This is a genomic window from Shinella sp. WSJ-2, from assembly GCF_003432075.1.
GTDB lineage: Bacteria > Pseudomonadota > Alphaproteobacteria > Rhizobiales > Rhizobiaceae > Shinella.
The window spans coordinates 196,799-216,031 of record NZ_QWBU01000004.1; the positions used below are offsets into that span (position 1 = coordinate 196,799).

Consider the following 19,233-nt stretch of genomic DNA (forward strand, 5'->3'; position numbering starts at 1 on the left):
GATGATGGTTGGTTTCCCCTCGTTCGAAACCCGACACGCAGCCGTTCCGCCAGCAGCAAGCGCCGATCAGCGCTCCGACGCCGCCTTCCACCTCTTTATTGCCTTTTCGACCATCATCGCGGCGGTCGCGGCCTTTGCCGTCTGGACGCCCTTCGGCTTTGTCGCGACCGTCCTCATCACCGCCGTGCTTGCGGTCAGCGTGCCGGCCGGCATGCCGACCGTGATCGCCTGCGCCTTCCTGTTCCAGAACCTCGTCGTCGCCTGGCTCACGCCCTTCGTGCCCGACGACGCCACGTTCGACGCGCTGCGCGGCGCCAATTTCGTCATCCTGATGACGATCTTCGGCCTGTTCCTGCCCGCAGCGTTTCAGGCACGTGTGCGCGCCCTGCCCGAGCTTCGGCCCTGGCTGCACCTAATCTTCGCGCTCTGCACCGTCATCACGCTCTATCTGGCGCTTGGCGCGGTGCGCGGCGGGCCGAAGGATGCGGTCATCTATTTCCGCAACACGATCACGCCGCTCGCCTGTTTCCACATCGCGCTTCTCGCCGCCAGCCTCTACCGGGTCGACATGCGCCTGCCCGTCGCCTGCCTCTGCGCCATCGCGGTCGGCTACGGTTATCTGGAGCAGATATTCCGCATGGATTTTCTGGCGCTCTTCCATGGCGATCTCTATGTCCAGCGCGGCCTGAAAGAGCAGATCGAAGCGGGCGCCTGGGAAAAGGCGCTGCGCGAAACCGGCTTCGTGCTGCGCGGGCTGGAAGACACCATGACCGCCACCTTCTTCAACACCGCCTTCTTCGGCGATGCGCTGCCGCGCATCTTCCGCAATGGCGGGCCGAATTTTCATCCGATCAGCTATGCCTATGTGCTGAGCCTGTCTTCCGCCTGGCTGCTGTTTCGCGGCCGCTGGATCTTGCCTCTGACGGCCTTCCCACTGCTGCTGATCATAGGCTCCAAGGGCGCGGCCTTCCTGCTGGCCGTCGCCCTCGCCGCCCGCATGACCTACCGTCCCGCACGGCCCCGGCTGACGCTCGCCGCCGTCGTGCTTATCGCGACCGTCTGGACGGTGGCGGCGACGGCCTATGGTGCGCGGCACGGCGACTACCACGTGCTCGGCCTCATTGCCGGCGTGCGCGACTTCCTCGGCAATCCGCTCGGCCAGGGGCTCGGCATTGGCGGCAACCTCTCCAGCACCAGCGTCAATCTCGATTGGGACCGCGCGCAGGGCGAAGGTGCCGCGGCGGTGCCGGTCGAAAGTGCCGTCGGCGTGATGCTTTACCAGATGGGCATCGGCAGCTTCGTGTTCTTCGGCTTCCTCATCGCCCTTGCCGTCAACGCCGGCCGGCGGCTCGTCGAGAGCGGCCGGCCGGATTTCCTCTTCGCCTTCGTGGCGATCGTCACCATCTCGGCCAATGCCGTGCTGCAGGAGGAGGCGTTCTTCTCGCCGCTGGCGCTCGGCCTTGCCCTGCTTCTCACCGGTGTATCCTTCGGCACGCATATCCGTGAGGCTGCGGGCCGATAACCGCTCACTGGGAGTAGCGCAGGAGCAGGTAGAGCGCGCGCGGATTGGTCGTCAGATAGCGCCAGAACAGCCGGCGCGGCTCCATCGATGCCCGCCAGAGCCATTCGAACCCGGTGCGCTGCATCCAGAGCGGCGCACGCGGCGTCTTGCCCGCCAGATGATCGAACAATCCCCCCGCGGTCTTGATCACACCGACGCGGTCGAGCCGGCTGACGAAATCGCGCACGAACAGCTGTTCGCGCGGAACGCCGAGGCCGAGCCACAGGATATCCGGCGCCAGGCGGTTGATTTCCTCAATCTTCTGCTCCAGCGCCCTGCCCGTCAGATAGCCATGGCAGCGCCCGATGATGAGAAGCGCCGGATAGAGCCGCTGCACCGCAGCGGTGGCCCGGCTGTTCTCCGCCTCGCTCGCCCCGAGGAAATAGAAGCTTACCCGCTCCCGCTCCGCGATCTTCGCCACATCGTGAAAGAGGTCGGTCGTCGCCACGCGCTCGGGCAGCTTCTGCCGGCAGAGCCAACGCGAAGCGAAGACAAGGGGCTGGCCGTCCGCAAGGATCTGGTCGGCGCCGCGAAAGAGTTGGGCGATGGCCTTGTCGGCATGGGCCCTGGCGATGACCTCGCCATTGGCGGAAGTGGAATAGAAGGGTTTTCGGCCCCGCCGGTGTGCCGCCGCGATCAGCAGCGCCGCCGCCGCGTGCCGGTCGATGACGGCGATTGGCAAGCCTCCCAGCGTGACCTGCGCGACCGATGGCGCCATCGCGGCCTCGGCGCTGCTATCGTCTGGCCGCCCCCCTGCCATCCCGTCCAAATCCCCTGCCGGGCAGAGGGAAGGCGGGCTCAATCTTACTCTTCCTATGCGTGTATCCAGGGATGAAGTCTTGGCCTTGGTGTCCTTGTCGATTTTGCCCATATCAACCACCTCCGATTGATATGATTTAAGTCATACTACCATAAGAGTTAAGCACATCATGAATCGTTAGTTAACTGATAAAGATAGATTAAACTTTTATAAATCTTAAGGTTGCGCTCGAGATTAGAGAACAAAACAGATGAAATATCGTATTCTGCTGTTTTAAAACGATAATCCTCGATTCAGCATATTTGCACGTGAGAGGCGGCGCAAACGACGTAAAACCTATTGGGAAACGACGCAATCATTAGGGGAAATTTACACTTAAAAAGCACACGTTCGGAAAATTTGCGCGAGCGAGCATGCCATTGACCGACAGAAAATCGTCTGCACACTCATAAGATGCATCGCATAAAATTCAAAATGAACCAAAACCATGTCCCGATGCGAGGCGGAAAATCAATTTACCCGCACGTCGAGACCACGCGTCTGACCATGACGATGGCTTGGCCGATCGTGATGCTTGCGTCCCCGCGACGATTCTCGCCGGGTTATGGTAGGCGCGATGGTGGAAGCATTGAAGGCGCTACGCTTAGACGCGCGCGGCGTGCAGATAAGTCTCGGCGATATCGGCGACAACGGACAGCGCCAGCGCGTTGACGTCGCGGGCCTTGTCGAAAATGCCGATCGGCGCCTTGATGCGGGCGAGATCGTCTTCGCCGTGTCCACGCCCGCGCAGCGCCTCGCAGCGCTTGGCATGGGTGCGCCGGCTACCGAGTGCGCCGATATAGAAGGCGGGCGAAAAAAGCGCTGCGTCGAGCAGCGGCAATTCGCGGTCGATATCGTGGTAGAACAGCGCGACGGCCGTATCGGCATCGAACTGATCGGGTGTTGGTGTCTGGCCGCGCTCGATGGTCACGACCTCGTAACTGGAGGCCGTCGCGATCCGTGCCACTGCACTCGCCTCCATCGGCGTGCCGGCCAGAAGCAAGCGCGGCTTTGGGCGGTAGGCGCGCACGAATGTATCGCCCTCCCAGCCGCTGGTGCCCTCGCCCGGCTCGAAAGACAAGGCCTGTGTGCCGGGATGGTAGCGCAGGCGCACGGGGATGCGGTGCCGAAGCGCCCTCAGCGCGCTGCGCAGCACCGAACCGGCACGTAGCACATGGATGGCAAGCGTAATGCCGCCGCCGCAGGGCAACACGATATCGAAGAAAGGCGAGCCTTCGCCGAGGCGGAGATTGCGGTCCATGCCCTTGCTCAGCGCGATGACGGCGTCGGCAGCGACGGCCGCTTCCGTGCAGCCGCCGGAGACGAAGCCGCAATAGAGGCCATCGTCACGAACCGCCATCTGCGCGCCGATGGCGCGGGCAGCACCGCCACGGATTTCGACCAGCGTGACCAGTGCTGCAGAATAGCCATCGTCAAGCGCATCGGCGGCGAAGGTGAGGATGTCGATCGCATCGTCGGAGAGGAAGGCCGCGCGGGGTTCCGGGGCGATCCAGTCCGGGTTCTCGGCGATGCGGGCGGCCATATCATTCCCCTCCTTGCGTTCCTTCCCAGCGGCGAACAATGCCGGGGTCGAGATCGAACAGATCAAGCACCCGGCCGACCGTATGGTCGACCATCTCTTCAAGGCTCTTCGGCCTGGCGTAGAAGGCCGGGACGGGCGGATAGATGATGCCGCCCATCTCCGTGACCTGCGCCATGTTGCGGATATGGCCGAGATGCAGTGGCGTCTCGCGCAGCATCAGGACAAGGCGGCGGCGTTCCTTCAGCACCACGTCGGCGGCGCGCGACAGCAGGTTGTCCGTCGTGCCCGTCGCGATCTCCGCCATGGTCTTCACCGAGCAGGGCGCGACGATCATGCCGAGCGTCTTGTAGGAGCCGGAGGAACAGACCGCGCCGATATCCTTGTTGGAATGGGTGGTCGTCGCCAGCGATTCCAGGTCCTGCTTGGTAAAATCCGCCTCGGCCGCGAGCGTGATGCAGGCGGCGCGCGACATGATCAGGTGCGTCTCGATTTCGAGGTCGCGCAGCACTTCGAGGATGCGCTTGCCGTAGATGACCCCGGACGCCCCCGAAATGCCGATGATCATGCGTCTTGGCCGCGTCATGACCTGTTATCCCGCTGATTTGAGGAGGGCTGCGGCACGCGCGGACGCCTCATCGCTGATGCGGGCGCGCACGCCATGGAAATTAGGGCCGCGCGTGGCGTCGAGGCCCATACGCGAGGTCGTGCCGATGCCGCTGGCCGAGGGGTCGAGCGCATTGCCCGGCAGGCCCTCGATGATGACGACGTCCTTGTGCGGCTGAAAGTGGGTGGCGAGCGCCCAGAGGACTTCCGAGTCCTTGGTGATATCGACATCCGCATCCACCACCACGACGTTCTTCAAGTACTGGTCCCAGCCGAGCAAGCCGAGCATCACCTGCCGAGCCTCGCCTTCGCGGGTTTGGTTCATCGCGATATAGGCGTGGAAATGCGTGCCGGAGGATGGGTAGTGGACGGCGGTGATCGAGGGGAAGCGGGCCTTCAGCTTCTCCACCACTTCGGCCTCGCGCGGCACGCGGCCGAGGTTCAGGTGCTCGGCCGAATTGCCGCCCGCGACGGAGACGAGCATGGCATCGCGCCGGCGCATGATGGTCTCGACGGTGAATAGGTTGTTGGTCGAGCGGTCGGAGGAATAACCGGTGAACTCGCCGAACGGCCCCTCCTCCACATGGGCGGCGGGATCGATCACGCCTTCCAGCACGATCTCGGCATGGGCGGGAACGCGAATGCCGTATTTCGGCGTGCGCACGACCTGCAGCGGCTCGCCCATCAGGCCGCCGGCCACGTCGCGCTCGTCCTCGCCGAAGGCAAGGCGGGCGGAAGCGGCGATCATGAACAGCGGATGGCCGCCGATCACCATGGCCACCGGCATCGGCTTGCCCTTCTCCTTGGCCATGTTCATCAGCCGCCAGAGGTGGCCCCGCGAATGCAGCGACGTCGCCAGCGAATTCTTCGAATGGATCATCGCGCGGTGATAGCTGAGATTCCCCGCGCCGGTTTCCGGGTGCTCGCCGATGATGATGCCCGATGTGATGTATTTCGCGCGGTCGGTGTCGAAGTGCTTCAGCATCGGCAGCGTGTTCAGGTCGACGTCGTCGCCGGAGATGATCTCTTCGGTGATCGGGCCGCTTTCCAGCAATTCCGGCGTGAAGGGCCTGTTCGAACGGGCCTGATAGGCCTCGTGCAGCTTGTCTGCGGTCGAACCGAGCAAGCGGGCAATACGGTCGCGCGAGGCAAAGATGTTGCAGACCACTTCGGCACCGATGCCGCTGACATTCTTGAGGTGCAGCATCGGGTGCTGGCCCTTGTCCGCAAGCGTCCAGATCAGCGCCGTGGCGTCCTGATCGTCCGAGACCGGCCGGTCGATGGTGATGACGTCCTCGGGATGTTCGGCGCTGTAATCGGCCAGGAAACGGCGGACGTCTTGCTTGTGGTACTGGCTCATATCTCGGCCTCGGTGCTCGGGGTTGGCGGCGCATCAGGCCGCCCGACATGTAAAAACGCCCTTATCCGCCTTCGGCGCCATCTCCTTGCAGAGAAAGGAAAATCCGCACTTCCCTCTCACGGAGAAAAGGTGGCCTAAGACCGGATAAGGGGTCTAGCCCGCCGCCGGAGAGCGGCTGGCATTTCGTTCAGATCAAGCCGGCTGCAGCAGGTGCTTGCCGGTGGCGCGGTCGACGCCGGCATAGCTGTCCGTCAGGCGCGCCTGGGCGTCCTTCAGGTCGCGCGGTGGCGGCGACGGGTCGATGCCCACGAGCTTGGCGATGTTGTTGCCGAGATAGCCTTCCAGATCATCCTCGGAGAGGTTGATGCCGTGTGGCGGCTCCTTGCAGAGCACTTCCAGCTCGCGCAGCCACATGCCCGGATCATTCGGCGGGCTGTCCGTGCCGAAGACGATCTTGTTCTTCGGCAGCTGCTGGGCGAACTCCACGATGCGCGACTGGAAGCACCAGCCGGATTCGCAGTAGACGTTCGGCGTATCCATCGCCATCCAGAAGGATTCGAACGAGTAGTTGCCGCCCGTCTGGATGCCGAAGTGACCGATGATGAAGTTGACCATCGGGAACTCGCGGATGATCGGGTAGAACATCGTCGGGATCGTGTACGGGCCGTCGCCGGTGTGGATGAGGACGACGACGCCGAGTTCGGCGCACTTTTTCATCGCCGGACGCAGCCATTCGAGTGCGCGATCGGGACGGTAGCCGTGCATGTTGGCATGCAGCTTCAGCATCTTGAAGCCGTATTCCTTGACGTGGAATTCCAGCTCCGCGGCGCCGTTTTCAGGCCCCCAGCGCGGGTTGTAGTTGAAGTTGCCGATGAAGCGGTCCGGATACTTCTCGCACAGCTCGGCGATATAGGCCATGTAGTCGCGAATGCCCTCGCGGCCCTTGCGGTTGCCGTCACGGTAGCCCGTGTTGCCCGGCGGCGGCTGGATGAAGCCCATGTCGATACGGCGCGGCTTGCCGTTGATCATGTAGGGGCCGTCCATCAGCTTGAGCATGCGCTCACCGGTGAAGGGCGTCCCCGTATGGCGCCATGCCTCGTCGACGAGGTTGGTCGGGTGAAGATGGGTATCAATGATCATTGTTCACTCCGTTCGTTTACGCGGCGATCTGGACGCCGTGCTGGCGCAGATACGCCTCGGCTTCCTCGACGGTTGCCGGCGGCTTGGTCGGCTCGAGGCCGATCATGCGGGCGAGGTTGTTGCCCAGGTAGTCTTCCAGGTCGTCCTCGGAGAGGTTCAGGCCCTGCGGCGGCTCGTGGCAGAGGACTTCCAGAAGGTTGATCCACATGCCCGGCTCGTTCGGCGGGGTGTCGGAGCCGAAGAGGATCTTGTGCTTGGGCAGGACCTTGGCGAATTCGACGATACGCGACTGGAGGCACCAGCCGGATTCGACGTAGACGCTCGGCGTGTCCAGCGCCATCTGCATCGGCTCGAACACATAGACGCCGCCCGTCTGGACGCCGAAATGCGCGAGGATGAAGTTGATCTCCGGGAATTCGCGGATGATCGGGTAGAATTCGGTCGGGATCGAGTACGGACCGTCACCGGTATGCACCTTCACCATCAGGCCGAGTTCGGCGCACTTCTTCATGGCCGGGCGCAGCCAGTCGAGCGCGCGGTCCGGGCGGTAGGCGTGCATGTTCGCCTGCAGCTGGACCATCTTGAAATCGAATTCCTTGGCATAGCGTTCGATTTCGTCGACGCCGTTCTGCACGCCGTAACGCGGATTGTAGACGAAGCAGCCGAGGAACCGGTCGGGATGCTCGGTCACCATCTTTTCCGTATAGCCCATGTACTGGCGGATGGCGGCTTTGCCTTCCAGGTCCATGATCTCGTGGGTGTAGATGGTGTTGCCCTGCGGGGGCTGGATGAAGGCCTTGTCCACACGGCGCGGCTTGCCGTTCACATAATACGGGCCGTCCATCATCTTCAAAAGCTTGTCGCCGGTGAAGGGCGGTCCATCGTGGCGCCAAGCCAGGTCCACCAGGTCGGTGGGGTAGCAGCTTAGGTCGATTATCATTCCTGTTCTCCTGTCGTAGAGGGTCCGGTCGATGCGGGGCCGCGCGATGAACGCCATGCCGGCTGGCGCCGGGCGTGGATCCGCGAACTCAGGAAACGCCGATGACGGAGAAGAACGGCCGGGGCCCCGAACGGGGCACAAACGGCGGGTGTTCCTTTCGTAGTCAGCATCGACATCGCAGCCTCATCTTCCAACAGACGGTGAGCAATTGTCGGTGCTTCTACTCGAGGCCAAAAAGACCATGACGGTGGCTTTATGTCAATAAAAATATCAATCTAAGCCATTATTTTTAAAAGATATTTTTAGAAAAACGACAGCGACCGCCCGCGCGCTGGAGGGTGCGCGGGCGGTTCAGACAGAAGGTCTTGAGCTAAGTGGTCAGCGGCAGGAGAAGCGCCGCTAGGCCGCCAGGCATGCGCGCAAGTTTCTGTCGATGCCGTCACGGTCGAGGTTGCGGCCGATGAAGACGAATTTCGATTTCGGCGTATCCTCGCCCCAGGCGTGATCCGGCCGGAAATCAACCAGCTTGTGCACCGCCTGGAGCACGAAGAACCGGTCGTCGTTCGCCACCGAGACGATGCCCTTGGTGCGGAAGATATCGTCGCCGTGCTCGCCGAGATAATTCTTCAGGAAGCCCGCCAGCTTCTCGCCGTCGAAGGATTGCGGGTAGACGAAGGAATGGGACTTCACCGTCGCATCGTGGCGGTGCGGGCGCAGCGCCGTTGCCGGGGCATGATCATGTTTGTGGCCGTGATCATGGTGATGGTCCGGATTATCGCAGGCCGCATCGTGGCATTCGATGTGATGATCGTGGTCCGGATGGGCGCAGGCCGCGTCATGGCAATCGTGGCTGTGATGGCCGTGCGCATCGCGGTCGTCATCCATGTCTATGTCGAGGATTTCCGCGCGCTCGCGCACGTAGGACGGCCGGAAGCCTTTGACGCCGAGGATGTTGGACAGGTCCACCTTGCCATAGGTCGAGCGCAAGATCGGCGCGGTCTGGTTGAGCTTGCGCAGCGAGCCCTCCAGCTCACCGAGGCCTTCCTCGGAGGCAAGGTCGACCTTGTTGACGAGGATGCGGTCGGCCGCGACGATCTGGTTGACCGCCTGGTTGTCGCTGCCGTCGAGCACGGGATCGTAGAGGTGCTGGTCGATATGCATGGCATCGACCAGCGTCACGATAGCGTCGAGCTCCACCTCGTCGGCGACGCTGCGGTCGACGAAGAAGGCGGTGGCGACGGGGGTCGGATCGGCGAGGCCCGAGGTCTCGACGATGATGTGATCGAACTTGTCCTTGTGGCTGAGCAGCTTCTTCATCACGTCGATGAGGTCGTTGCGCACATCGACGAAGCAGCAGATGCAGCCGTTCTGCATCTGGAAGATCTCTTCGTCCGAGGCGAGCACGAGGTCGCTGTCGACGTCCACTTCACCGAACTCGTTTTCGATCACCGCGATACGGTGGCCGTGACGCTCGGTGAGGATGTAGTTGAGCAGCGTCGTCTTTCCCGATCCAAGGAAGCCGGTGAGGATCGTGATCGGGAGTTTCTTGCTGGCTGGTTCGATGTGCATGTTCATGCGCCCTTCTCCCTCAAGGCTTTCAGAATGTCTTCCGGGGTAATCGGATAGTGATGGAAGCGGACGCCGATGGCGTCGTAGATGGCATTGGCGATCGACGGACCGATGGCGATGATCGGGTCTTCGCCCACACCCTTGGCGCCCCAGGGGCCGCCCGGATCGGGTGCTGCTTCCAGGATGATCGTCTCGATGTCCGGCATGTCCATAGAGAGCGGCATCTTATAGTCGACGAGGCCGGCATTCAGCGACCGGCCGGTCTTCTTGTCGATAACGTAGTCCTCGGTCAGCGTGTGGCCGATGCCCTGCTGGATGCCGCCCTCGATCTGGCCCTGCGCGGCGATCGGGTGGATGACCCGGCCGATATCGTGCACCGGCACGACGCGCTTGACCTCGACGATGCCCGTTTCCGTATCGACATGCACCTCGGTGAAGTGGGCGGCGAAGGAGTAGGACTTCGTCGGCTCGTAGGTGCCGTTCGCCACGATGTTGGCGGCGGGAATACCACGGGACGGACCCATGGCTTCCGCGACCGACATGAAGCGGCCCGGTTCGGCCGTGACGAAGATCTTGCCTTCGGAAAGGTCGAGTTCGTCGGCCTTCACCTGCAGCTTCATCGCGGCGCGTTCGAGAACGGACGCACGCACCTTGGTCGCGGCCATCTTGGCGGCGGTGCCGACGAGATAGGTGGTGTGGCTGGCGAAGGCGCCGATATCCCATGGCACGACGTCCGTATCGCCGTGGATGACGCCGACATCCTCGAAGCGCACGCCGAGTTCTTCGGCAACGATCTGCGCCAGCGCGGTGTGCGCGCCGGTGCCGAGACCGGCCGCCCCGGTAAGCAGCGTCACCGTACCATCCTCGTTGACCTTCACGGTGGCGTTGCCCTGCTCCTTGATGCCCGGATAGGCGGAGGAGCCGTGCATTTCGCAGCCGATGCCCCAGCCCTTGCGGATATGCGGGCGCTTCGGATCCGGCGTGCGGTCACGATTGCGCAGGCTCTTCCAGTCGAGCACGTCGATGCCGTGCTGGAGGCAGATTTCGAGGCCATGGCCGACGATCGGGTGGCCGGACGGCGCGATATCGCCGGCGCGGACCACATTCTTCAGCTTCAGGTCCGCCGGGTCCATGCCGAGCCGTTCGGCCGCTTCGTCCATCTGGATATCGAGCGCGTAGTAGCTCTGCACCACGCCGTAGCCGCGGAACGCGCCGTTGATCGGCGTGTTGGTATAGACGCAGCGGCCTTCCAGCCGCACGTTCTCGCAGCGGTAGAGCGAGGTCGCGGCCGTCGTGCCGACGATGGTGACGCCCGGACCGTGCGAGCCGTAGGCGCCGGAATCGTAGACCAGCTTCATGTCGCGGGCGACCAGCGTGCCGTCGTTCTTGAAGCCCTGTTTCAGCCAGACCTTGCAGGGATGACGGGCACGGCCGGCGACGAAGGTCTCGTGGCGGGTGAACTCCATCTTCACCGGCCGGCGCGTTTCCTTCGCCAGCAAAGCGCAAAGGAATTCGTGCTGGAAGCAATCCTGCTTGGCGCCGAAGCCGCCGCCCATGTGGTCGACGAGCACGCGCACCTTGGTGAGCGGCAGGCCGAGCACTTCCGCCAGGATGCCGCGCACCATGAAGGAGGTCTGGGTGGACGTCCAGAAGGTCAGCTTGTTGGAGCCGTCCCAATCGGCGATGCAGACATTCGGCTCCATATAGGCCGGATGCGGGCGCCCGCCGGAGAAGGTACCTTCGAGAATGAAATCCGCCTGAGCGAAACCGGCCTCGACATCACCGCGGTTGACGCGCACCGGATCGAGCACGAGATTGCCGCCGGGGCCGACATCGTGAATGAGCGGCGCGCCCGGAAGGGCTGCGTCTTCCGGCTCGAAAACCGCCGGCAGGGCCTCGTATTCGACCTCGATCAGGTCCAGCGCCTCGTCAGCGATCTCCTCGCTGATGGCGGCAACGGCAGCGACGCCCTCGCCCCAGAAGCGCACCTTGTCGTCGAGAATATATTGGTCCTTGGTGCAGGAGGCCGAGCGCGGATGCGGCGAACCGTAATGCAGCACGCGCGGCACGTTTTCGTGGGTCAGCACGGCCTTGACGCCGGGATAGGCGAGCGCCTTGCTGACATCGATGCTCTTGATGCGGGCGTGCGCGATCGCAGCGCGCTTGATCTTGCCGTGCAGCATGCCGGCCAGCTTGACGTCGCCGGTATATTCGGCCTCGCCCGTCACCTTTTCGAGCACGTCGTCGCGCTTGACGCTCTTGCCGACGATCTTGAATTCGCGCTCTTCGATAGGGGTGTTGATGTTCATGATCTTGCAGCCTCCATCTCGAGCGCGGCGGATTTGATCGCGTCGAAAATCTTGGTGTAACCGGTGCAGCGGCAGATATTGCCGCTCAGGCCGAAACGGATGTCCTCGTCGGTCGGGCGCGGATTGTCGTCGAGCAGCTTCTTGGCCATCATCAGGATGCCCGGCGTGCAGAAGCCGCATTGCGAAGCACCGTGCCGCATGAAGGCATCCTGCAACGGATGCAGCGTATCGACGCCCGGCTGAAGCCCTTCGACGGTCTCGACCGTGCAGCCCTCGGCCTCGACGGCGAGCATGAGGCAGGCATTGACCGGCTGGCCATCGACGATGACGGTGCAGGCGCCACAATCGCCGACGTCGCAGCCCTTCTTGGTGCCGGTGAGGCCGACATCGTCGCGCAACGCGTCGAGCAGCGAGCAGCAGGTCTCAACCGTCATGTCGCGCGGTTCGCCGTTGATGGTGAGTTCGACGATCCGTTTCATGCTGATGCCTCCAATGCCTGTGTGATCGCGCGGCCGGTCAGGACACCGACCATGTCGCGGCGGTAATCGGCGCTGGCGCGCACGTTGCTGATCGGCGTGCACTCTTCCATCGCCTTGTCGGCGGCGCTCTTGACGGTCGCGGCGTCGAGCCTCGTGCCGCGCAGAATGGCTTCCGCCGCGGGTGCCCGCAGGACGGTCGCGCCGACCGCACCGAGCGCGATGCGGATATCACTGCACACGCCATCATCCATGGAGAGGCTGACAGCGACGCCGACGGTGGAAAGCTCCATCGCCTTACGGCGACCATGCTTGATATAGGCCTTTCCGGAATTGTCGCCGGCCGGCGGCACGGTAATGCCGGTGACGATCTCACCCTTGGCGAGCACGGTCTTGCCGGGGCCGGTGAAGAATTCGGCGAGCGGAACCACACGCATATTCGTGCGGCTGTAGATGTGGATGAAGGCGCCGTCGGCGATCAGCGGCGGGATCGTATCGGCCGATGGCGAGGCACGACAGACGTTGCCGACGACGGTCGCGCGGTTGCGCACCTGGATGGAGCCGAGCGAGGCAAGTGCATCGCGCAGGTTGGGATAACGCTCGCGCACCAGTGCCAGGCGCTCCAGGCGCCCGACCGTCACCAGTGCGCCAAAAGTCAGGCCGCGGGTTTCGTCATAGGTGATATCGGAAAGACCGGGAATGCCCTTGATATCGACGACGTTGCGGACGCGGCGCAGCCGCTCGCGGATCTCGACCAGCAGGTCCGTGCCGCCGTTGAACAGGAAGGTATCGTCGCCGAGATCGGTGAGAAGGCGGGACGCCTGTTCCAGCGTTTCCGCCCCGTGATAGTCAAAGCGCCTCATGGCGTTCCTCTTGAATTCTGGCTTCCGGACACTCGGGCCGGAGGCTCTGGGCTCCGGCGGCGCATCGCCGCCGGACTAATAGGTGTTGGTTCAGGCGAGGTCGGCTGCGGCAGGGGCAGGCACGCCCTGCCCTTCCTCGGCCTCATCGGGCTCTTTCGCGGGCATGCCGTTGAAGAGGATGTTGAGGAGTGCCGCCGCGAAGGTGCCGACCAGCACGCCGCTGTGCAGGAATTTGCTGGCGGCGGCGGGAAGCTGGTCGAAGATGTTGTCGGCGACGACGGGCACCATGGCGAGGCCGACGCTGACCGCGACGATGTAGAGGTTGCGGCGGTTGGCGGCGAAATCGACCTTCGACAGGATTTTCACGCCGGTTGCCGAGACCATGCCGAACATCACGATGGCGGCACCGCCGACGACGTAGCTCGGGATCGACGCGCTGATGAAGGCCACTTTCGGCAGCACGCCGAGCAGGATCAGGATGGCGCCGCCGGCTGCGACCACGAAACGGCTCATGACGCCGGTGATCTGGAGCAGTCCGACATTCTGCGCATAGGTCGTATAGGTGAAGGTGTTGAGCAGGCCGCCGATAATGTTGCCGACGCCGTCCGTGCGCAGGCCGCGGGTGAGATCACGCTGGGTGATCTTGCGCCCGGCCATGTCGCCGACCGCCAGGAACTGCCCGGTCGATTCGATCATCATGACCACCATGACCGCACAGAGCGACAGGATGGACCAGAATTCGAAGACCGGCCAGCCGAAGGCGAGCGGGTGGATGACACGCAGCCAGTCGGCGTCCGCCACGCCGTGGAAATCCACCTTGCCGGCGGCAATGGCGATGGCAAAACCGATGCCGATTCCCATCAGCACAGCGAGATTGGATAGAAAGCCCTTGAGAACGCGGGTGAGCAGCAGGATCGACAAGAGCACGATGGCCGCGACGGCAAGCCCGAAGGGTGCGCCATAGGCGGGGTTCGGGATCATGCCGTCAGGGCCCTTGATCATCGGCTGGCCGCCGGCCGCCCAGTTGACTCCGACGCGCATCAGGGAAAGGCCGATGATCAGCATGACCGTGCCGGTAACGATCGGCGGAAAGAAACGCACCCAGCGGCCGAAGAACGGCGCCACGAGAAGGACGAAGATGCCGGATCCGATGACGGCGCCGATGACGCCGGGCATGCCCAGTTCCGGATTGGTGCCGGTCGCGATGATCGAGGGCACGGCGGTGAACGAGACGCCCATCATGATGGGCAGGCGAATGCCGATTTTCCAGATGCCGAGCGCCTGGATGATGGTGACGATGCCGCAGGCGAACAGGTCGGCGCTGACGAGCAGCGCAATCTGTTCCTTGGACAGGTGAAGCGCCGTGCCGACGATCAGCGGCACCGCGACCGCGCCGGCATACATGACGAGAACGTGTTGCAGGCCGAGAGCAAAAAGGCTCGGGACAGGATACTTCTTCTCGACGGGATCCGTCGTATCGGAATTGGACATTCGCTTTCCTCCCAGCGAATAGTGTTCCGGCGCGGTGGGGGGCATCTTGGCCTCATGTTTTGGCACCGCACGCCGTACAAGGCCGATCATGCTGTTGACCAAATCAGCAAACAATCGGCATAATTATATTTATTCATCTGGTAATTGAATGAATTGATGGCATGGACATCACGCTCAAACAGCTTCGCGCCTTCGTCACCGTGGCCAATCTCGGGCAGTTCACGCTTGCCGCCGACAAGCTCGGCTCCTCGCAATCGGCGGTCAGCACACTGGTGCGCCAGCTGGAGACGAACCTGAACCTGCGGTTGTTCGACCGGCACACGCGGCTCCTGCGCCTCACCCAGGCGGGCATGGACATCCTGCCGATCGCAGCGCGTGCCGTCGCCGACATCGAGGGCATGGTGGAAAGTTCGCAGGAGCTGACGGCGCTGCGCCGCGGCAAGGTCACCATGGCGGCCGGCACGGTGCAGGCGGCATTGATGCTGCCGCAGCTCGTGCACGGCTTCACCAAGCTCTATCCCGAAATCGCCGTCGCGCTGCATGACGTGGCGGAGAAGACCGTGCTTGAGCAGGTGGCGAACGGTTCCGTCGATCTCGGGCTTGGCACGGTGCCGGAGGACGACCCCGAGCTCGTCGGCACACGGCTTACCACGGACGAATTCCTCGTCGTGCTGCATGCCGACGATCCCCTGGTCAAACGCTCCGAGCTGCGCTGGACGGACCTTGCCGATTGCAAGCTGATCGGCCCGCAGCGCGGCAACCCGATCCGTGACCGGCTGGAGAACGAATTGGCGCGCAACGGCATCATCCTGCCGCTCGACAAGTCGATGCAGGAGGTGGCGCTGCCGCTGACGATCATCGGCATGGTGGAAGGCGGCTTGGGTGTCGCGATCATGACCTCGGCCGTCACGCGGCTTGCCACCTCGATGGGCCTCGTCGTACGTACGCCGAAGGAACCGCACATCAAGCGCGAGGTCAGCCTGATCCAGAAACGTGGCCGTTCGCTGTCGCCGGCCGCGCGGCGCTTTCGCGATTTCCTGCTGAAATCGGTCCATTGACCCGGTCAAAATTCCGGCGTTATCTGAAAGCGCTGCTGGACCGCGCCAGGTGCGGGCAGGCAGGGCGCAGCGGCTCGACGCTGTGCGCGGAGGCCGGCGCATGATGCGCCTTCCGGCCAGCCGCCGCTCCCAGCCACGCCAGACCAGGAGCATCCATGGCTCATTCCCTGAACGACCACGCCGTAAATTCCAGCGAGACCATAAGGCCGAACCGCCCCGACCTTTCAACCGATGCCATCCGCACGGCGAAGGAAGATCTCGCCGCCTGTTTCCGCATGGCGGCGCGCAACGGCTTCGAGGAGGGTATCTGCAACCATTTCTCCGCGGTCGTACCCGGTCATGACGATCTCTTCCTCGTCAATCCCTATGGCTACGCCTTCCGGGAACTGACCGCCTCGAAGCTGCTGATCTGCGATTTCAACGGCAACGTCATCGACGGCGACGGCGCGCCGGAGGCCACCGCCTTCTACATCCACGCCGAAATCCACCGCCGCCTGCCGCGCGCCAAGGTCGCCTTCCACACGCATATGCCCTATGCGACGGCGCTCTCCATGACGGACGGGCCGCCGATGATCTGGGCCGGACAGACCGCCCTCAAATTCTACGGCCGCACCGCCGTCGACGAGAATTACAACGGCCTGGCGCTCGACTATGCCGAGGGTGCGCGCATCGCTGGCACGGTCGGCGATGCCGACATCGTGTTCCTGAAGCACCATGGCGTGCTGGTGCTTGCCCCCACCATCGCGGAGGCCTGGGACGACCTCTACTATCTCGAGCGCGCCGCCGAAGTGCAGGTGCTCGCCATGTCGACTGGCCGCACGGTCTCGCCGGTCGATCCCGCCATTGCAGAAGCCGCCTACCGGCAGATGCGCGAAGGCGATGCGGAGTCTGCCAGGGCCCATCTTGCGGCCATTCGCCGGCAATTGGACGCGGAAGAACCACAATATCGGCACTGAATTTTTGAAGAATGGCCGCCATTGCATCGAGCGGCGGCGGCCGCTCTTCGAGATAGCAATGCTTTAATTTTCTGTGTTTTTCTTCGAACGATTTTGCGAATGCGAGAGAACTTAGCACCTGCGATTAGTGCGGATATTTCATCAAACAATTGAAATAATGAATTTGTTTGAACTAATCGCCCATGCTTAGTTTTCCGCCATAACGAGAAGGTGGGAACGAATGGTACGAGACACTGCAACAGCGTCGCTCGCAAATCTGGCCGCCGGCCAGTCTTTTGCACTTACAGGCGGAACCGTCATTCTTGACGATGGCACGCAGTCGGTCAGCGACATCATCGTGGGAGCCGACGGGCGGATCGCCGCCGTCGAACCCTATCTCGACACATCAGCCTGCGGCGCCACCGTCGACATCACCGGCACGCTGGTCACCGCCGGCTTCCTCGATGCCCACCAGCATCTCGACAAGACCGGCGTGCTGCGCTTCACGCCCAATCCGTCCGGTACGCTGCAGGGCGCCCGCGACGCCTTTGCCAAATATGCCCGCACCGCCGGCCCCGATGACATCCACAAGCGTGCCACGCGCACCGTCGAACGATGTCTGTCCCGCGGCACGACGGGCATCCGCAGCCATATCAACGTGGACAAGGATGCCGGCTTCCACGGCATCGAAACGCTGGCCGGCATCCGCGACGCGGAAAAGGACCGCATCACCCTCCAGCTCGTCGCCTTCATGACGCCTCATCCCGGCCAGGACTTCGACTGGCTCGGCAAGAATATCGACGGCGCGGTGGCGCTGGCCGATGCCGTCGGCGGCACGCCCGCGGTCTCCGAAGACCCGCCACGGTATCTCGACCTCATCTTTTCCGCCGCCGTGAAGGCCGGCAAGCCGGTCGACCTTCATCTCGACGAACACCTCAAGGCCGACGTGCATCTGCTCGATGCCGCCCTCGAAAGGGTCGAGCGCTTCGGCATGCAGGGCCGCACCGTGTTCAGCCATGTCTCCGTGCTGAGTGCGCTGCCCCGCTCGGAATTCCAGCGCATCGCCGAACGCCTGCTGGCGCTCGATGTCGGCGTCGTGACACTGCCGGCAGCGAACCTCTATCTGCAGGGCCGCGACGCCGAGATGCTGCCGCCGCGCGGCCTGACGCGTGTCGCCGAGCTCTATCGCGCCGGTGTCACCATCGCGACGGCGTCGGACAACATCCAGGACCCGTTCGTGCCGACCGGCTCCGGCGACATGCTGGAAATCGCGCGCTGGACGCTGCTGGCCGGCCATCTGCGCGGCGACGAGCTGGCCGCCGCTCACCGCATGATCACGACGGCCCCGGCCCGCCTGATGGGCCTCGGCAAGGACCATGGCCTGAAGGCCGGTGCCCGCGCCGATTTCGTCGTCACCGATTGCATCGACACGGACACACTGGTGGCCGGCGGACCGGACCGCGCCTTCGTCTTCTCGAAGGGCCGTCTCGTCTCGCAGAGCGCGACCGACACGGTCCGTATTCAGGAGGAGGCATAACCGAGCAGCGACTCCGGGGGGATTGAACGTCAATCTAAGGGGGGAATGAAATGAACAAGACTGCATTTTCACGTCGTTCGCTGCTCGCATCCACCATCGCATTCACCGTTGCCGCCTCACCGCTGTGGCAGGCGCCCGTCCATGCCGAAGACTTCAAGATGGGCCTTCTGGTGCCCGGCAGCATCGGGGAAGAAGGCTGGAACCGGATCGCCTTCGACGCGCTGAAACGGGTCGAGAAGGAGCTGGGCGCCAAGATCAGTTATGTCGAGCTGCCGGAGAACCCGGCCGCCTTCGAAAAAGCGTTCCGCGACTATGCCGGCCAGGGCTATCAGGTCGTGCTGGGCCACGGCTTCCAGTTCCAGGATGCGGCGCTGACGGCGGCGGAGGACTTTCCGGATACCGTGTTCCTGATCTCGTCGAGCCGTATCCATGAGGGCAAGGTCATCGGCCTCAACACCGATGCCAGCCAACCCTTCTATCTCATGGGCGTGATCGCCGCGAAGCTTGGCAAGGGCGCCGGCCTCATCGGCGGCATGGAAATCCCGCCCATCACGCAGGCTTTCGAAGGCTTTGTGAACGGCGTAAAAAGCGTGAACCCGGATTTCCCGGTCTCGACCATCTATCTCGGCAGTTTCACCGATGCGAGCGCGGCGAAGGAAGCTGCCTTAAGCGTGATCTCGCAGGGTGCCGATTTCGTCATTCCCAATGCCAATTCGGCTGGCATGGGCGTCATCCAGGCCGCGCGGGAAGCATCGGGCGGCAAGGCCAGTACCTTCAGCGTCTACAGCGACTATACCCACGCCGCCCCTCAGAATGTGCTCGGCACGTTCCTGGCCGATTACGGCCAGGGCATCGTGCGCATCGTCTCGGGCATCAAGGACGGCAAGGTGCCGGACAGCAATGTCGACTTCGGCCTGAAGGACACCGACGTCATCAAGTTCACCTACAACGACGCGGCCAACCGACCGGTGCCCGCGGAGCTGCGCACATTCGTCGACGACGTGAGCGCGAAGATCGTCGCAGGCGACATCCAGACCCGCGCGAAGTGA

16 protein-coding genes are annotated in these 19,233 nt (G+C 63.3%); 5 read left to right on the forward strand and 11 right to left on the reverse strand.

Features of this window, described 5'->3' with window-relative positions; genetic code table 11:
• Position 1 precedes the first annotated feature (1 nt).
• Complete coding sequence (locus D0Y60_RS11780; RefSeq protein WP_199564164.1) at positions 2-1,522, forward strand: hypothetical protein; 1,521 nt, start codon at positions 2-4, stop codon at positions 1,520-1,522.
• 4 nt (positions 1,523-1,526) lie between these two features.
• Here D0Y60_RS11780 and D0Y60_RS11785 read toward each other — a convergent pair whose 3' ends face one another.
• The 11 genes from D0Y60_RS11785 to D0Y60_RS11835 form a co-directional block, all read right to left on the reverse strand.
• Complete coding sequence (locus tag D0Y60_RS11785; protein ID WP_245409161.1) at positions 1,527-2,279, reverse strand: WecB/TagA/CpsF family glycosyltransferase; 753 nt, start codon at positions 2,277-2,279, stop codon at positions 1,527-1,529.
• 685 nt (positions 2,280-2,964) lie between these two features.
• The gene (locus D0Y60_RS11790) at positions 2,965-3,903 is read right to left on the reverse strand and encodes an XdhC family protein (RefSeq protein WP_117370092.1); all 939 of its coding nucleotides are present in this window, start codon (positions 3,901-3,903) and stop codon (positions 2,965-2,967) included.
• Between the two features lies 1 nt (position 3,904).
• Positions 3,905-4,486: a UbiX family flavin prenyltransferase gene (locus D0Y60_RS11795; RefSeq protein WP_117370094.1), complete on the reverse strand. Its 582-nt coding sequence runs from the start codon at positions 4,484-4,486 to the stop codon at positions 3,905-3,907.
• Between the two features lie 6 nt (positions 4,487-4,492).
• On the reverse strand, positions 4,493-5,866 hold the full coding sequence (locus D0Y60_RS11800) for a UbiD family decarboxylase (protein ID WP_117370096.1): 1,374 nt from the start codon (positions 5,864-5,866) through the stop codon (positions 4,493-4,495).
• A 192-nt stretch (positions 5,867-6,058) separates the two neighbouring features.
• Complete coding sequence (locus D0Y60_RS11805) at positions 6,059-7,006, reverse strand: amidohydrolase family protein (RefSeq protein WP_117370098.1); 948 nt, start codon at positions 7,004-7,006, stop codon at positions 6,059-6,061.
• 16 nt (positions 7,007-7,022) lie between these two features.
• A complete protein-coding gene (locus tag D0Y60_RS11810) occupies positions 7,023-7,946 on the reverse strand; it encodes an amidohydrolase family protein (RefSeq protein ID WP_117370100.1) in 924 nt (307 codons plus the stop codon).
• Positions 7,947-8,345: 399 nt separating this feature from the next.
• The gene (locus tag D0Y60_RS11815) at positions 8,346-9,521 is read right to left on the reverse strand and encodes a GTP-binding protein (protein ID WP_199564165.1); all 1,176 of its coding nucleotides are present in this window, start codon (positions 9,519-9,521) and stop codon (positions 8,346-8,348) included.
• A complete protein-coding gene (locus D0Y60_RS11820; protein ID WP_117370103.1) occupies positions 9,518-11,824 on the reverse strand; it encodes a xanthine dehydrogenase family protein molybdopterin-binding subunit in 2,307 nt (768 codons plus the stop codon). Before D0Y60_RS11820 ends, D0Y60_RS11815 begins: the two co-directional genes overlap by 4 nt.
• Complete coding sequence (locus D0Y60_RS11825) at positions 11,821-12,303, reverse strand: (2Fe-2S)-binding protein (protein ID WP_117370105.1); 483 nt, start codon at positions 12,301-12,303, stop codon at positions 11,821-11,823. The genes D0Y60_RS11820 and D0Y60_RS11825 overlap by 4 nt, the downstream gene beginning before the upstream one ends.
• Positions 12,300-13,163: a xanthine dehydrogenase family protein subunit M gene (locus D0Y60_RS11830; RefSeq protein WP_117370107.1), complete on the reverse strand. Its 864-nt coding sequence runs from the start codon at positions 13,161-13,163 to the stop codon at positions 12,300-12,302. Before D0Y60_RS11830 ends, D0Y60_RS11825 begins: the two co-directional genes overlap by 4 nt.
• 90 nt (positions 13,164-13,253) lie before the next feature.
• Positions 13,254-14,654 carry a nucleobase:cation symporter-2 family protein gene (locus D0Y60_RS11835; RefSeq protein ID WP_117370109.1) on the reverse strand — a complete coding sequence of 467 codons (1,401 nt, stop codon included), beginning with the start codon at positions 14,652-14,654 and terminating at the stop codon, positions 13,254-13,256.
• Between the two features lie 161 nt (positions 14,655-14,815).
• On the opposite strand from D0Y60_RS11835, the gene D0Y60_RS11840 reads away from it, so the two are divergent.
• From D0Y60_RS11840 to D0Y60_RS11855, 4 genes are all read left to right on the forward strand, one after another.
• Positions 14,816-15,712, forward strand: coding sequence for a LysR family transcriptional regulator (locus tag D0Y60_RS11840; protein WP_117370111.1), 897 nt, complete (start codon positions 14,816-14,818; stop codon positions 15,710-15,712).
• A gap of 155 nt (positions 15,713-15,867) precedes the next feature.
• On the forward strand, positions 15,868-16,668 hold the full coding sequence (locus D0Y60_RS11845; RefSeq protein WP_117370113.1) for an aldolase: 801 nt from the start codon (positions 15,868-15,870) through the stop codon (positions 16,666-16,668).
• 220 nt (positions 16,669-16,888) lie between these two features.
• The gene (locus D0Y60_RS11850) at positions 16,889-18,184 is read left to right on the forward strand and encodes an amidohydrolase family protein (protein WP_117370116.1); all 1,296 of its coding nucleotides are present in this window, start codon (positions 16,889-16,891) and stop codon (positions 18,182-18,184) included.
• 158 nt (positions 18,185-18,342) lie between these two features.
• Positions 18,343-19,233 carry a BMP family protein gene (locus D0Y60_RS11855; RefSeq protein ID WP_348627858.1) on the forward strand — a complete coding sequence of 297 codons (891 nt, stop codon included), beginning with the start codon at positions 18,343-18,345 and terminating at the stop codon, positions 19,231-19,233.

What these genes read in the sequence shown, in the direction of transcription:
- D0Y60_RS11830 (WP_117370107.1), bottom strand. Translation starts at nt 13,163, where the DNA reads ATGAGGCGCTTTGACTATCACGGGGCGGAAACGCTGGAACAGGCGTCC.
- D0Y60_RS11810 (WP_117370100.1), bottom strand. Translation starts at nt 7,946, where the DNA reads ATGATAATCGACCTAAGCTGCTACCCCACCGACCTGGTGGACCTGGCT.
- D0Y60_RS11855 (WP_348627858.1), top strand. Translation starts at nt 18,343, where the DNA reads ATGGGCCTTCTGGTGCCCGGCAGCATCGGGGAAGAAGGCTGGAACCGG.
- D0Y60_RS11820 (WP_117370103.1), bottom strand. Translation starts at nt 11,824, where the DNA reads ATGAACATCAACACCCCTATCGAAGAGCGCGAATTCAAGATCGTCGGC.
- D0Y60_RS11795 (WP_117370094.1), bottom strand. Translation starts at nt 4,486, where the DNA reads ATGACGCGGCCAAGACGCATGATCATCGGCATTTCGGGGGCGTCCGGG.
- D0Y60_RS11790 (WP_117370092.1), bottom strand. Translation starts at nt 3,903, where the DNA reads ATGGCCGCCCGCATCGCCGAGAACCCGGACTGGATCGCCCCGGAACCC.
- D0Y60_RS11805 (WP_117370098.1), bottom strand. Translation starts at nt 7,006, where the DNA reads ATGATCATTGATACCCATCTTCACCCGACCAACCTCGTCGACGAGGCA.
- D0Y60_RS11825 (WP_117370105.1), bottom strand. Translation starts at nt 12,303, where the DNA reads ATGAAACGGATCGTCGAACTCACCATCAACGGCGAACCGCGCGACATG.
- D0Y60_RS11845 (WP_117370113.1), top strand. Translation starts at nt 15,868, where the DNA reads ATGGCTCATTCCCTGAACGACCACGCCGTAAATTCCAGCGAGACCATA.
- D0Y60_RS11780 (WP_199564164.1), top strand. Translation starts at nt 2, where the DNA reads ATGATGGTTGGTTTCCCCTCGTTCGAAACCCGACACGCAGCCGTTCCG.
- D0Y60_RS11815 (WP_199564165.1), bottom strand. Translation starts at nt 9,521, where the DNA reads ATGAACATGCACATCGAACCAGCCAGCAAGAAACTCCCGATCACGATC.
- D0Y60_RS11850 (WP_117370116.1), top strand. Translation starts at nt 16,889, where the DNA reads ATGGTACGAGACACTGCAACAGCGTCGCTCGCAAATCTGGCCGCCGGC.
- D0Y60_RS11840 (WP_117370111.1), top strand. Translation starts at nt 14,816, where the DNA reads ATGGACATCACGCTCAAACAGCTTCGCGCCTTCGTCACCGTGGCCAAT.
- D0Y60_RS11835 (WP_117370109.1), bottom strand. Translation starts at nt 14,654, where the DNA reads ATGTCCAATTCCGATACGACGGATCCCGTCGAGAAGAAGTATCCTGTC.
- D0Y60_RS11785 (WP_245409161.1), bottom strand. Translation starts at nt 2,279, where the DNA reads ATGGCGCCATCGGTCGCGCAGGTCACGCTGGGAGGCTTGCCAATCGCC.
- D0Y60_RS11800 (WP_117370096.1), bottom strand. Translation starts at nt 5,866, where the DNA reads ATGAGCCAGTACCACAAGCAAGACGTCCGCCGTTTCCTGGCCGATTAC.